This window comes from Staphylococcus sp. GDB9P120P (genome assembly GCF_017893435.1).
In the GTDB taxonomy this organism is placed as follows: Bacteria; Bacillota; Bacilli; order Staphylococcales; family Staphylococcaceae; genus Staphylococcus; species Staphylococcus cohnii.
The window spans coordinates 366,739-381,449 of the sequence record NZ_JAESNB010000008.1; the positions used below are offsets into that span (position 1 = coordinate 366,739).

The window sequence follows — 14,711 nt, forward strand, 5'->3', positions numbered from 1 at the left end:
ATTTGGTTATTAGTAAAACAATTGATATAAAAGGTCCTCTGATTGGAGATATAGAAGTTCCTGGAGATAAATCAATGACGCATAGAGCTATTATTCTGAGCTCATTAGCATCTGGTAAATCAACGATATATAAACCATTACTTGGTGAAGATTGTATTCGTACAGTTGAAATTTTCCGTCTGCTAGGTGTGGAAATAGATATATTAGAAGATAAAATAGAAATTAATTCACCTGGATATAAATTTTTCCAAACACCACATCAAGTACTCTATACTGGTAATTCCGGAACAACTACACGCTTAGTTGCTGGATTATTGTGTGGTCTTGGTATTGAAACAGTGCTATCTGGTGATGCTTCAATTGGAAAAAGGCCTATGGATCGAATTATGAAACCCTTAACCTTAATGAATGCAGATATTTCAGGTGTGAATGATAATTATACACCTTTAATAATCAAACCTGCTCAAATTAAAGGCATAACATACCAAATGGAAGTCGCAAGTGCTCAAGTTAAAAGCGCAATATTATTTGCAAGCTTATTTGCAAACGAAAAAACGACTATTTCTGAAATCGGTATTACGCGTAATCATACAGAAACGATGTTTGAACATTATCAAATTCCAATCACTACCAATGATAAAACGATTGAATTACCTGAAAATAGTATCAAACATATTACTGCCACTGATTTTCATGTACCTGGCGACATTTCTTCTGCTGCATATTTCATTGTTGCTGGCTTGATAACACCAGGCAGTGATATTACAATTCACAATGTTGGCATAAATCCAACACGTTCAGGTATTATTGATATCGTGACACAAATGGGTGGAAATATAACTTTATTCAATCAAACTAATGGTTCAGAACCTACCGCTTCAATACGTGTACAGTATACGCCAAACATGAAACCTATCCATATCGAAGGTGAGTTAGTACCTAGAGCAATTGATGAGTTACCAGTTATTGCATTACTTTGTACTCAAGCAAATGGCACAAGTATTATAAAAGAAGCGGAAGAATTAAAGGTCAAAGAAACAAATCGTATTGATACTACAGCAAACATGTTGAATTTATTAGGCTTTACATTGCAACCAACAAGTGATGGCATGATTATACATCCATCAAGATTGGAACAAACTGCCACAGTGGATAGTTTTACTGATCACCGTATTGGAATGATGCTTGCTGTAACTTCTTTATTAACTGATGATACATTAACGATTGATCAATTTGATGCAGTCAATGTTTCCTTCCCAGGTTTCTTAGCTAAATTTAAACAATTAGAAAAAGAGGGATAAAGTATGGAAGATATCTATAAACTTATAGATGATATCAACTTACAAAAACTAGACAACTTAGATACACGTGTAAATGACGCGTTAAGTTCTCCAAAAGATGATGCACTCTTTATACTTGGTGAAACACTATATAATTATGGATTAATGCCGCAAGGTCTTGAGGTATTTCGTACACTTTATCATAAATATCCAGATGAAAGTGAACTGTTAATTTATTTTATTGAAGGGCTGATCGCGGAAGACCAAACGGATGAAGCATTAGAATATTTAAGTACTGTTGAACTTTCTACGGAACGTTTGATGTTAGAAGCAGATTTGTACCAACAATTAAATATGCTAGAAGTAGCTATTGATAAATTAGTAGAAGCTATTGATATTGAACCCAATGACCCAATCATCCATTTCGCATTGGCAGAATTACTTTATTTTGATGGACAATATTTACGTGCTTCATCGGAATATGAAACGGTACTAGAAACGGGAGAATATCAGGTCAATAATGTTAATTTATTCTCACGTTTAGCTGATTGTAGCTTGCAAAGTGGAAATTATAGCGATGCAATCACGATGTTCGATGAAATCAGTGAAGATGAAATGGATTCAGAAAGTTACTTCAAAAAAGCGATTGCTTATGAAAAAAATGATTTAACACAAGAAGCTATCAAATTAGTACAAACATTATTATCAAAAGATCCGGATTTCCTACAAGGCTACTTTTATCTACAACAATTGTATGAAAACGAGCATAATCACGCAGATGCCATTGAAATTGGTAAAGAAGGATTGAGATTGAGTCAATTTTATAAAGAATTAATGGTATCAACAGGAAGTATTCAAATCGAACACGGAGATGCTAATGAAGGTGTTCAATTACTACTACAAGCTTTAGATGTAGACAATGCTTATCAGGAACCACTTTTAATCTTAAGTGATTTCTATAGACAAGAAGAAGATTACGATTCAATTATTGGCTTACTACAATATGCAGATGAAGAAGATTTGGATCCAGTATTTATGTGGCACTTAGCACATGCATTAGGTCAAGAAGAGCGAGATAAAGAAGCTCAACATTTCTTTGAATTAGCTTATCCAACTATGAGAACGCAATCAGCATTTTTAAGTGATTATTATTTCTATTTAGTTGAAATTGGTTATATAGAACAAGCTCAACAAATCTTAAAACAATTACTGGAAATAGATCCATCTAATGAAACATGGCATGATGAAGCTGAGAGATTGCAATCATTCTAAAAAGTAAGGAAGGTGAGTACATTGACTGATACCTTACAACAAGTAAAAGCAAGTTTTATAGAATACGTATTATTCCATTATCGTTTTAAATCTCGAATTAGTGTATGGGTATTAAATTTGATAAAATCCTCACCTGAATTATTACAAAAAATATACTTTGTAGATGAGCAAATTCCTAGTCATAATACTTTAGAAATTGCTGCAGTGAATACAGACAATATCGCCATAAAACTTAAAGTGCAGAATCAACAATATATTAACAATGAAAAAATATTTGACTATATCGCAAATCAAGACATCTATTTTGATATCAAATTATATTTAAATAATGAAGGTTCAAGAGATACAAGATTAGATGAATTATTGTTAACACAATTACTTCACTCTCCTTATTATGCTATATATATTCAAGATATTTATGGCTTGCCATTATCAAAACAAAGTGAATCATCTATTATCAAATATTTACAAGACAATATTGACTTAAGTTTACAATTACAAGATAAAGCTTTATTTTATCAATTATCTCAAATCCTTAATACATTTAAGTTGAGGAATCTTAATACATTATCGAAGGATTGACTATATGAACATTTATTCGCTTTGGCAACTTATCATTTATAATAAAGGGATGCTCTATTTCTTATTAATATGTAATTTATTAGGAACGATTTATGGGTATATTTGGTATGGTTCACAAATGAGTATTACACCATGGTATTTTATACCTTTTGTACCTGATAGTCCGACTGCATCATTATTTTTATGTATTGCTATACTAGGGTTAATTGTTAACCAGAACATACCAATCATTGAAGCACTTGCTTTTGTCACATTAATCAAATATGGTGTATGGGCTGTAATTATGAATATTATTTTATTTATCCAATACGATATGATTACAGTTATAGGTTGTATGCTGATACTTTCCCACGGCATTATGGCCATTGAAGCTTTTATATTTTATCCAAGATTTAAAGTGACTATGTTTTCGTTTTTCGTAGCGATGATATGGGTGTTCCACAATGACATTATCGATTATGTATTCATGCAATATCCTTTTTATGATTTTATTGAAAGTCACATTGGAGCAATTGCATACTTAGCATTTTGGTTAAGTGTCATACCTTTAGTTTTATATTTAAGTTTAACTCTATTTAAAAAAGATAAAATATTTGACCATTATTAACGTCCACAGTAAAATGTTTATAAAGGAGTGAGGATTTTTGTCTTTTATTTATATGATTATATACTTTGTTATCTTAATGGTTCTGCCTCTATGGGCACAACACAAGGTTAAATCTAACTATGAAAAGTATTCTCAAGTAAGATCAACTAGTGGAAAAACAGGGCGTGAAGTAGCGCTTGAAATACTCCATTCAAATGGAATTTATGATGTAGACGTTGTCGAAGGTAAAGGATTTCTAACAGATCACTACGATCCTAGTAAAAAAGTACTTGTCTTATCTCCAGCGAACTTCAATAGACCTTCTGTAGCTGGAACAGCAATAGCTGCCCATGAAGTAGGTCATGCTATCCAGCATGCTCAGGGTTACTTCTTCTTAAGGTTTAGAACATCATTAGTACCTTTAGCAAATATTGGTAGTTCTTTAGGTTACATGGCAGTTTTTGCTGGTATTGTTTTAACTAGTTTACAGAGTACATTGGGTTCAACTGCACTTTGGATTGGCATTGCATTAATGTCATTTGCAGTACTTTTCTCAATTGTTACCTTACCAGTCGAATTTGATGCCAGCAGTAGAGCAATGAAACAAATCAAAAGTTTAGATATTGTTAATGAAAAAGAATATCGACATGCGAAAAAAGTATTATCTGCTGCTGCAATGACTTACGTTGCATCAACTGCTGTAGCATTAGCAGAACTTGCACGTTTCATTTTAATCGCTAGATCAAGTGAATAATTTGGTCATACACATGTGACAGAAGTCTAATTGGTTTCAAATGATTTCTTCGTCTTAAAATGGCAAGAATGACAATATTAGCATAAGAGGTTGAGACAATAAATTTGTCCAGCCTCTTTTTTATGCTTGCAATAATTATCCTTCAATATAAATATTTATCATGCTCATTTTTCGTAAGATTCATTATTACTGTGCTTTATGTGTTTTATATTATCATTATATTCAATGCTTACTTAACATTGAATAGCGTATAAAGGTTGCAGGAATAATGCATGAATCATAGAATTAGTCTATACTATAAAAGAAACTGTAAGAATGAGAGGCGTTTATCATGAAATCAATGAAAGATATGCAAATCGAAGTAGATGACTATATAAATCAATTTAAAACAGGCTACTTTTCACCTCTAGCAAATCTCGCAAGATTATCAGAAGAAGTGGGAGAATTATCAAGAGAAATTAACCACTTTTATGGTGAAAAAAAGAAAAAAGATAGTGAAGCAGCAAACACAGTAAAAGCAGAACTTGGAGATAATTTATTTGTGTTACTATGTATTGCTAATTCTTTAGATATAGACATGACGGAAAGCTTTAACGAAACGATGGATAAATTTAATACACGTGATAAAAATCGTTTTGAAAGAAAATAGATTGACATTGTTTAAGAAAGGATGTGCCACCTATGAAAATAGGAATTACATGTTACCCGTCTATGGGTGGTTCTGGTATTATCGCTACTGAATTGGGTATCAAGTTAGCAGAAAGAGGACATGATATCCATTTTATAACATCAAATATACCCTTTAGGATTAGAAAACCATTACCAAATATTACATTTCATCAAGTTGAAGTGAATCAATATGCTGTATTCCAATATGCACCTTATGATATCACCTTAAGTACAAAGATCGCTGAAGTAATCAATGAGTATGACTTAGATCTATTACATATGCATTATGCGGTACCACATGCTGTTTGTGGCATCCTAGCAAAACACATGTCAGGTAAAGATATTAAAATAATGACCACTTTACATGGCACTGATATTACTGTATTGGGATATGACCATTCATTAAAAAATGCGATTAAATTTGGTATAGAAGGTAGTGATGTAGTAACAAGCGTTAGTAAATCACTAGCCGAACAAACAACTGATATTATTGAAACTGATAAAGCTATTATTCCAATATATAATTTCGTTAGAGAAAATGAATTTCCTACAAAACATTCAACGCCGACTGAATCCGATATCAAATTAAAGGCTTGTTACGAGATAAAACCTGAAGAAAAAGTGGTTATTCACGTGTCTAATTTTAGAGCCGTTAAACGTATTGATACAGTCATTGAAACTTTCGCAAAGATACACCAACAATTGCCATCAAAACTTATTTTATTAGGTGATGGTCCTCAATTAATGGATATGAAAACAAAAGCACGTGAATTAAATATTGAAGATTCCGTACTATTTTTAGGTAAACAAAATTGGGTAAGTGAATTTTATCAAATATCAGATATAGTATTATTATTAAGTGAAAAGGAAAGCTTTGGTCTCACATTACTAGAAGCAATGAAATCAGGTGTACTTCCAGTTGGCTCAACTGCTGGAGGTATCAAGGAAGTAATTAAACATAATGAAACAGGTTTTCTTGTAGATGTTGGAGATAGTGAAAAAGCTAGTACGTATGCCTTACAATTGTTGACAGATAATCAGCTTTATAAAAAAATGCAACAGCAAATGTTGAATGATGTTGCTGAACGTTTTTCTTCAGATTTAATTGCTGATCAATATGAATATTATTATAAAAAAATGTTAGAGGGTAATCATGACTAAAACATTATTCGAACAAGCAAAACCTATATTAAAAACTTTACAAACTAACCAGCACCAAGCATATTTTGTTGGGGGATCTGTCAGAGATTATCTAATGCATAAAACAATACACGATATCGATATTACTACGAGTGCGACACCTGATGAAGTAGAAACTATTTTTGAAAAGACAATTCCTATAGGTAGAGAACATGGTACAATCAATGTTGTTTATAACGGGGAACATTATGAAGTAACGACTTTTCGTGCAGAAGGTGATTATGATGATCATCGTAGACCTAACGAAGTATTTTTTGTGCGTGAATTATATGAGGATGTTAAAAGACGTGATTTTACAATGAATGCAATAGCCATGGACGCTGATTTTCATATTCATGACTATTTTAATGGGCAACAAGATATAAAAAATCGCATAATCAGAACTGTAGGAAATGCACAAGAACGTTTTAATGAGGATGCATTAAGAATCATCCGAGGGTTACGTTTTCAATCACAATTAGGATTCTCACTAGAAAATGAAACTTTTTACGGTATGCAATCACACATCAATGATATTGAACATTTATCAATTGAACGTATAGTGGTTGAGTTAAAGAAACTCACTTCTGGTAAATATGTAGCCAATAGTTTTGAAAACTTACAGCGTTTGAATGCATTTAATTACATTCCTTTTTTTAAACATTATAATCTAAATAATTTTATTTTGGATGAAGCCATTCCGTTCACTTTATTAGTAGCATTATTGAAAGTACAGCAACCTTCAATAAATGGCAATCTTAATGATTTGAAAATCAGTAATAATGACAAAAAATATATAAGCAAGTTAGAAAAGCTACTCAATCAATTACCCAATATTAAATCAAAATCAGACTTTAAAATACTTATTTATGATTATGGTGAGCAAGATATACAATCCATATTAAATTATATGGATTTGCACATAAAAAACCATTTACCATCTTTTTCACCACTCATTATAAATACACAGTCTGTAAAAGAAGTATCCAAACAACTACCAATTCAATCGAGAAAAGATATTGATATTAATGGTAAAGATATCCTTGAAGTAGTCAATAAACAAAGCGGTCCTTGGCTAAAAACAATATTGAGAGATATTGAGATTGCGATTATCGATGGAGATGTTCAAAATATTAAATCAGAACTCATTAGGTGGGTGAATTCACATGTCGAAATACAGTAAAGATGTTATTCAAATCTTATATACAAATCAAGATGAATATATTTCTGGTCAATTTATCGCTGAACATCTTGCAATTTCTCGAACAGCAGTCAAAAAAGTCATCGATCAACTAAAGCAAGAAGGATTCGAAATTGAATCAATTAACCATAAAGGACATCGCTTAATTGAACTACCTGATAAATGGTATAGTGGGATTGTAGAACCTTTAATCGATGAGCAAAAAATGTTTGATCATGTTGAGGTAATAGCACAAATAGATTCCACACAGTTACTCGCTAAGCAGAAATTAGTTGGCAATACAGATACTTTTTTAATTTTAAGTGATGAACAAACGAAAGGAAAAGGCCGTTTCAATAGACCTTGGGATTCTTCACGTGGCAAAGGGTTGTGGATGTCTATTGTGCTACGACCAAAAGTTCCATTTGAAATGATAACGAAATTTAATTTGTTTATGGCATTGGGTATCAGAGATACAATGCAACAATTTAGTAATGAAAGCGTAACTATAAAATGGCCAAATGATATTTATATTGATGGAAAAAAAGCTTGCGGCTTTTTGACTGAAATGGTGGCTAATAGTGATGGTATAGAAGCGGTTATATGTGGTATTGGCATAAACATGAATCACTTAGCCGAAGACTTTCAAGGTGAGTTACAATTAAAAGCTACGAGCTTGAGAATACATGCTAACCAAAAAATACATCGTTATCATTTTTTAGAGCAATTGATAAATCATATTGAAAGACGTTATCACCAATTTTTAAACCAGCCATTTTCTACTATACGAAACGAATATATTGAAGCTTCAAATATTTGGAATAGATCCCTAAAATTCACTGAAAATGCGCAACAATTTCAAGGTGAAGCTGTAGATATTGATGAGGATGGCTATTTAATCGTCATTGATGACCAACAGATACAACACAAACTTATGAGTGCAGATATAGAACTTTAAATTATAAGAAAAGGAGGAATGAAAATGACACAACCTTGTTACGCTGTTGTTGATTTAGAAACGACGGGTAATCAATTAGATTATGATGAAATTATTCAAATTGGTATTACTTTCGTTCGTGATAATAAAATAATTGGCACCTATCACTCTATGGTGAAAACAGATTTAGAAATTCCTCCTTTTATTCAAGCATTAACCTCAATTGAAGAAGAAATGCTAAATCAATCACCATATTTTCATGAAATTGCTGACGATATCTATAAGCAACTAGAAGGTTGCATCTTTGTAGCACATAACGTGACCTTTGACTTAAATTTTATAAAAAAATCGTTTAAAAATTGCAATATCAAATATAAGCCCAAAAAGGTATTAGATACATTAGAGCTGTTTAAAGTAGCTTTCCCAACAGATAAAAGTTACCAATTAAGTGAATTAGCAGAATCGCATGGAATCATATTAAATAATGCTCACCGTGCTGATGAAGATGCTGCAACGACGGCACAACTCATGATACTTGCTTTTAATAAATTTGAAGCGCTCCATTTAGACACTTTAAAGCAACTTTATTATTTAAGTAAAAATTTAAAGTATGATTTACATGATATTCTTTTTGAAATGGCTCGAAACCATAATCATGAACCTCTAAATGAAGATTTCGATCAGTTTGAACAGATTATTTATAAAAAACAAAAAGATTTTAAAGCACCTACTGCAAATTTTGATGGAACCTTAAAAGATCTATATACAGATATTACTGAAAAATTAAATTTAACATATAGACCACAACAATTATATTTAGCTGAAATTATATTAGAACAATTGATGCATAGTGAAAAAGCCATGATTGAAGCACCGTTAGGAAGTGGCAAATCATTTTCTTATTTATTAGCATCATTAATGTATAATATTCAAACAGGGAAACATGTAATGATTTCTACAAATACAAAATTATTACAAAGCCAATTGTTGGAAAAAGATATACCTGCTCTAAAATCAGCTTTAAATTTTAAAATAAATGCTTCATTAATCAAAAGTAAAAGAGACTATATTTCTTTAGGATTAATCAGTCAAATTTTGAAAGATGAGTCTAATAATTACGAAGTAAGCATTTTAAAAATGCAGTTATTAATTTGGATTACAGAAACGCATACTGGAGATATTCAGGAGTTAGATTTAAAAGGCGGACAGAAAATGTATTACGAACAAAAGTTAGAAACTTATGTTCCAGTGCGTAATGACATTAATTATTTTAACTTTATTAAACGTAACGCAAAAAATATTCAAATCGGTATTACTAATCATGCACATTTAATTCATGCTTCACATGATAATACAATCTATCAATTATTTGATGATTGTATTATTGACGAAGCACATAGATTACCTGACTATGCTTTAAATCAAGTTACGAATGAGTTAAGTTATTCTGATGTTAAGTATCAATTAGGACTGATCGGTAAAACTGAAAACGAAAAATTGCTTGCAGCAATCGACTATTTAGAACAACAACGTATACTTGAAAAGTTAGATATACCACCAATCGATGTTTTTGGCCTTAAAACAAATATCAATGAAATACATGATTTAAATGAACAATTGTTTAGTACTATGTTTAATAGCATCCAACAATCAGAAATACATGATGATGAAGTGCATAAAGTTCATTTTGTATATCATTTCGATGTAACGCCGATTTTGAATGATTTGCATGCCGTTATTCATAAATTAAACATGACTTTAGAATTCTTTAATGGCATGAGCCATAAAACGATTAAAACAGTAAGAAAACAATTACTTTATATCAATGATAAATTTAGGGCAATTGAAACTAGTTTGAAAAATAATCATATTAGTTATTTGTCTATTAAAAATATTAATCAAAAATCCACAATAAAATTAAATGTCAAAGATTATGATGTGAAAGAAATACTAACAAAACAAGTGTTAGATAAATTTAATGCGCTAACATTCATTTCAGGTACTTTAACCTTTAATCATTCATTTGAAAATTTCAAGCAGTGGTTTAATAAGGACATCGTTTTTAATACTTATGAACTTGATACTACTGCAGTATCTTCAAATCAGACAACAGTATTTATACCAAATGATATTGCTTCATATAATTATAAAAATATTGATGATTATGTGAGCTCTATTGTCAATTATGTTATAGAATATACAACAGTCGTTGAATCAAAATGTTTAATTCTTTTCACTAGTTATAAGATGATGCATATGGTACAAGAACTCTTGAATGAATTACCTGAATTTGAAGATTATGTAATACTCACGCAACAACAAAACGAAAACTATAAAATCGTTCAGCAATTCAACAGTTTTTCTAAAGCCATATTATTAGGGACTGGAACATTTTTTGAAGGGTTTGATTTTCAATCAAATGGTATCAAATGCGTGATGATCACAAAACTACCATTCATGAATCATAATAATACTAAATATTGGCTAATGGAATCTGAATTCACTTCCACATTCAAAGATTTTGTATTACCAGATGCTGTTACGCGTTTCAGACAGGGGTTAGGTAGACTTATTCGAAATGAACAAGATAAAGGCATAATTGTATCCTTTGATGATCGTTTAATTAAAAGTAATTACAAACAATTCTTTGAACAATCACTAGAAAGTTATCGCCAAAAAAAAGGTGATATAAAACAATTTTCAAGCTTACTTAAAAAAATAAAAAAAGAGACAATACATCATTAAAAGTTAACACGCGCAACTAGAACTTGTATCTTGATTTTGTTAAAATGTATAAGGATTAATAAAAGAAGACTACAAAAATATTAGGAGTTTGGTTATGAAAACAACGATAAAAGAAGCAAAACATTACATTAACCAAGAAGTAACGATAGGTGCTTGGTTAACGAATAAACGTTCAAGTGGTAAAATTGCATTCTTGCAGTTAAGAGATGGTACTGGTTTTATGCAAGGTGTCGTAGTAAAAGCTGATGTAGATGAAGAGACTTTTCAATTAGCTAAGGATATTACACAAGAAACTTCATTATATATCACTGGCGTTATCTCAGAAGATAATCGTTCTGACTTAGGTTATGAAATGCAAGTAAAATCTATTGAAATCATCGCAGAAGCACATGATTACCCAATCACACCAAAAAACCATGGTACAGAGTTCTTAATGGATCACCGTCACCTTTGGTTACGTTCAAAAAAACAACATGCAGTTATGAAAATAAGAAACGAAATTATTCGTGCAACTTATGAATTCTTTAATAATACTGGGTTTACTAAAATAGATCCACCTATTTTAACAGCTAGTGCACCAGAAGGCACAAGTGAACTATTCCATACTAAATATTTTGATCAAGATGCCTTTTTATCTCAAAGTGGTCAACTCTATTTAGAAGCAGCTGCAATGGCTCACGGTAAAGTATTTTCATTTGGACCGACATTCCGTGCAGAAAAATCTAAAACACGCCGTCATTTAATTGAATTTTGGATGATAGAAGCTGAAAAAGCATTTTGCGATCATAACGAAAGTTTAGAAATTCAAGAGCAATATGTAACTCATGTTGTTAAATCAGTACTAGAAAATTGCAAATTAGAATTAAATATTTTAGAACGTGATACTGAAAAGCTTGAAAAAGTTGCAACTCCTTTCCCACGTATCACATATGATGATGCAGTTGAATTCTTGAAAGAACAAGGTTTTGATGACATTGAATGGGGAGAAGACTTTGGTGCACCCCATGAAACTGCAATTGCAAATCATTATGATTTACCTGTATTTATTACAAATTATCCAACAAAAATCAAACCATTCTATATGCAACCAAATCCTGATAATGAGGATACTGTGTTGTGTGCAGATTTAATTGCACCTGAAGGATATGGTGAAATAATTGGTGGTTCTGAACGTATTAATGACCTTGCATTATTAGAACAACGTATCAATGAATTTGAATTAGATGCTGAAAGTTATAGTTACTATTTAGATTTACGCCGTTATGGCAGTGTACCTCATAGTGGGTTCGGATTAGGACTTGAAAGAACAGTTGCATGGTTATCAGGTGTAGAACATGTTCGTGAAACTGCACCATTCCCTCGTTTATTAAATCGTCTATATCCATAATCTTATCAATACAAGTAACTACCGAAGCTACGTCCAGTCTATTTTATGGCTGGACTTTTTTATAATATTTATACAAGATAAGGAGGGATGTATTTGAATATAGATATGCTAAAGACTAGACCAGTTGTAATTCACAAAGAATTACTAGAACACTATAATGAATTAGGTATCAATGAACGTGAATTAGTTATTTTGATAAAATTGATTCATGCATCGGAAATGACCAATAAACAACCATCTATTGAATCTTTACAAAAAGGAACTTCACTAGATTCCAGGGAAATTACTGCCATTATACAAAATCTTATTCAACGTGATTTATTAGAATTAAACGTTAATAAAGATGAAGAAGGCAAATTCACTGAATATATGAATCTCGATCCGTTTTATTATAAACTAAATGATATTATGCAACACGTTAATGATAATAATGATCAAAAACAAACTGAACTTGAATTCAACAAGCTTTTTCAACAAATTGAACAAGCTTTTGGTAGACCGTTATCACCATATGAAATTGAGACCTTAAACCAATGGTTAGATGTAGATAAACACGACTTAAGTGTGATTCAAGCAGCTTTAGATGAGGCAGAAAGCCAAAACAAAATGAGTTTTAAATATATTGATAGAATTCTATTAAATTGGAAAAAAAATAATGTGAAAACCATTGAAGATTCCAAAAAAATAAGCCGACAGTTTAACCAACCTAAAATGAAACACACAGTAAAAAAAGTGCCTAAATTTGATTGGCTAAATGAGGAGAATCAAGATGATAAGTAATAAAAAATCTTTAGAAATGATTGACGTCATTGCTAATATGTTCCCAAACGCTGAATGCGAACTTGTACATGATAATCCATTTGAACTAACAATTGCAGTGTTATTATCAGCACAAACTACAGATATTTCTGTTAATAAACTCACTAAAAATCTTTTTAAAAAATATAAAACACCTGAAGATTATCTAAATGTAGATATCTCAGAATTAGAAAATGATCTTCGTACTATTGGCTTATATAGAAATAAAGCTAAAAATATCCAAAAATTATGTGCATCATTACTAAATAAATTTGATGGCGTCATTCCTCAAACACATGCAGAGCTTGAAAGTCTAGCTGGAGTGGGGCGTAAAACAGCAAATGTAGTGATGAGTGTTGCTTTTAATGAACCTTCGCTTGCAGTAGATACTCATGTAGAACGTGTAGCTAAACGTTTAGGTATTTGTAGGTGGAAAGATAATGTTAGACAAGTTGAAGATAAATTATGCAAAGTAGTACCTAGAGAACGTTGGAATAAAACGCATCATCAACTTATTTTCTTCGGACGCTATCACTGTTTAGCACGTAGCCCTAAATGTGATATTTGCCCCTTATTTAATGAATGTAGAGAAGGGCAAAAAAGATATAAAGCCAGTTTGAAAGAAGTGTGACACAATTGATTTCAAAAGAAGATTTTATAAGATTAGAAGAACAAATAGATTTATTCTCGAAACAAAAAAAATTAAATTCTGAAGAAGCTAAGGTATTAATTGATGAATATTTTGATATGATTGAAACTTTTTTTAAACAAATCAATCACATTCATACGATTGACTTTGAGCGATTAACCGATTATCCAGTTGTACCAATGAATTTTAAAGAACGTTATCATTATATGATTGCGCGTAAATATCATTTTATGGGTTATAGTCAAATGAAGACACTTAAATCGGAATTAATTAAAATGAATGCATCATACCAAATACGTAACAAAAATAAAGGCCATTAACACAAATATTTAGCGTTGAAATTGAGTTACAAATCAATTTTGTGATGTCATTACAATCATATAGCAATATTTTAAACAAAATGCGTCTTGAAACATCATTGATTCGTCCAGACTTATTCATATATGGTCAATAGATAGTAGAGCTGAAATTAATAAGTCCCACTTCTCAATTTATTGAGTTAGTGGGACTTATGCATGAGCTACAGTTCAGATAATCCTCTTTTATTTTTTTCAATTATAGTCATCCTTGCCGAAGTGGACAACGAAACCATTTTAATATAATTAGATTTCTGTCTCATTTCTTTTTATTTAATTTCCAAAGTTTTTGGTGTTCTAAGCTTATCAAATTTACACTTGATATTTAGTTTCTTAT

The 14,711-nt window shown here is 31.1% G+C and carries 14 protein-coding genes; all 14 read left to right on the forward strand.

What is annotated here, in order from left to right; translation table 11 throughout:
* The first annotated feature begins 2 nt into the window (after positions 1–2).
* A complete protein-coding gene (gene aroA / locus KA856_RS07005; RefSeq protein ID WP_119535877.1) occupies positions 3–1,301 on the forward strand; it encodes a 3-phosphoshikimate 1-carboxyvinyltransferase in 1,299 nt (432 codons plus the stop codon).
* A 3-nt stretch (positions 1,302–1,304) separates the two neighbouring features.
* Positions 1,305–2,552, forward strand: a complete 1,248-nt coding sequence (locus KA856_RS07010) for a tetratricopeptide repeat protein (RefSeq protein ID WP_183076932.1) — start codon at positions 1,305–1,307, stop codon at positions 2,550–2,552.
* Positions 2,553–2,573: 21 nt separating this feature from the next.
* The gene (locus KA856_RS07015; RefSeq protein WP_119535875.1) at positions 2,574–3,134 is read left to right on the forward strand and encodes a YpiB family protein; all 561 of its coding nucleotides are present in this window, start codon (positions 2,574–2,576) and stop codon (positions 3,132–3,134) included.
* Positions 3,135–3,138: 4 nt separating this feature from the next.
* On the forward strand, positions 3,139–3,741 hold the full coding sequence (locus KA856_RS07020; RefSeq protein ID WP_107504878.1) for a DUF1405 domain-containing protein: 603 nt from the start codon (positions 3,139–3,141) through the stop codon (positions 3,739–3,741).
* A 37-nt stretch (positions 3,742–3,778) separates the two neighbouring features.
* Positions 3,779–4,474, forward strand: coding sequence for a zinc metallopeptidase (locus tag KA856_RS07025; protein WP_046208235.1), 696 nt, complete (start codon positions 3,779–3,781; stop codon positions 4,472–4,474).
* Between the two features lie 331 nt (positions 4,475–4,805).
* The gene (locus KA856_RS07030; RefSeq protein ID WP_019468926.1) at positions 4,806–5,123 is read left to right on the forward strand and encodes a nucleotide pyrophosphohydrolase; all 318 of its coding nucleotides are present in this window, start codon (positions 4,806–4,808) and stop codon (positions 5,121–5,123) included.
* Positions 5,124–5,155: 32 nt separating this feature from the next.
* A complete protein-coding gene (bshA, locus tag KA856_RS07035; RefSeq protein ID WP_119535874.1) occupies positions 5,156–6,304 on the forward strand; it encodes an N-acetyl-alpha-D-glucosaminyl L-malate synthase BshA in 1,149 nt (382 codons plus the stop codon).
* Positions 6,297–7,505, forward strand: a complete 1,209-nt coding sequence (locus KA856_RS07040) for a CCA tRNA nucleotidyltransferase (protein ID WP_107523644.1) — start codon at positions 6,297–6,299, stop codon at positions 7,503–7,505. Before bshA ends, KA856_RS07040 begins: the two co-directional genes overlap by 8 nt.
* Positions 7,489–8,460: a biotin--[acetyl-CoA-carboxylase] ligase gene (locus KA856_RS07045; protein WP_107523645.1), complete on the forward strand. Its 972-nt coding sequence runs from the start codon at positions 7,489–7,491 to the stop codon at positions 8,458–8,460. Before KA856_RS07040 ends, KA856_RS07045 begins: the two co-directional genes overlap by 17 nt.
* Positions 8,461–8,484: 24 nt before the next feature.
* Positions 8,485–11,184: a helicase C-terminal domain-containing protein gene (locus KA856_RS07050; RefSeq protein ID WP_210138581.1), complete on the forward strand. Its 2,700-nt coding sequence runs from the start codon at positions 8,485–8,487 to the stop codon at positions 11,182–11,184.
* 94 nt (positions 11,185–11,278) lie between these two features.
* Positions 11,279–12,571, forward strand: a complete 1,293-nt coding sequence (asnS, locus tag KA856_RS07055; RefSeq protein WP_107386302.1) for an asparagine--tRNA ligase — start codon at positions 11,279–11,281, stop codon at positions 12,569–12,571.
* Between the two features lie 87 nt (positions 12,572–12,658).
* The gene (locus tag KA856_RS07060) at positions 12,659–13,351 is read left to right on the forward strand and encodes a DnaD domain-containing protein (protein WP_394859696.1); all 693 of its coding nucleotides are present in this window, start codon (positions 12,659–12,661) and stop codon (positions 13,349–13,351) included.
* Entirely contained in the window at positions 13,341–14,000 is a 660-nt protein-coding gene (gene nth, locus KA856_RS07065; protein ID WP_107385079.1) for an endonuclease III, read from the forward strand. Before KA856_RS07060 ends, nth begins: the two co-directional genes overlap by 11 nt.
* Before the next feature lie 5 nt (positions 14,001–14,005).
* Entirely contained in the window at positions 14,006–14,338 is a 333-nt protein-coding gene (locus KA856_RS07070) for a YpoC family protein (RefSeq protein WP_107385083.1), read from the forward strand.
* Positions 14,339–14,711: the final 373 nt, after the last annotated feature.

Excerpts from the sequence above, each read along its gene's own strand:
- nth (WP_107385079.1), top strand. The coding sequence starts at position 13,341 with ATGATAAGTAATAAAAAATCTTTAGAAATGATTGACGTCATTGCTAAT.
- KA856_RS07050 (WP_210138581.1), top strand. The coding sequence starts at position 8,485 with ATGACACAACCTTGTTACGCTGTTGTTGATTTAGAAACGACGGGTAAT.
- KA856_RS07040 (WP_107523644.1), top strand. The coding sequence starts at position 6,297 with ATGACTAAAACATTATTCGAACAAGCAAAACCTATATTAAAAACTTTA.
- asnS (WP_107386302.1), top strand. The coding sequence starts at position 11,279 with ATGAAAACAACGATAAAAGAAGCAAAACATTACATTAACCAAGAAGTA.
- KA856_RS07045 (WP_107523645.1), top strand. The coding sequence starts at position 7,489 with ATGTCGAAATACAGTAAAGATGTTATTCAAATCTTATATACAAATCAA.
- KA856_RS07030 (WP_019468926.1), top strand. The coding sequence starts at position 4,806 with ATGAAATCAATGAAAGATATGCAAATCGAAGTAGATGACTATATAAAT.
- KA856_RS07020 (WP_107504878.1), top strand. The coding sequence starts at position 3,139 with ATGAACATTTATTCGCTTTGGCAACTTATCATTTATAATAAAGGGATG.
- KA856_RS07060 (WP_394859696.1), top strand. The coding sequence starts at position 12,659 with ATGTATTTGAATATAGATATGCTAAAGACTAGACCAGTTGTAATTCAC.
- KA856_RS07010 (WP_183076932.1), top strand. The coding sequence starts at position 1,305 with ATGGAAGATATCTATAAACTTATAGATGATATCAACTTACAAAAACTA.
- bshA (WP_119535874.1), top strand. The coding sequence starts at position 5,156 with ATGAAAATAGGAATTACATGTTACCCGTCTATGGGTGGTTCTGGTATT.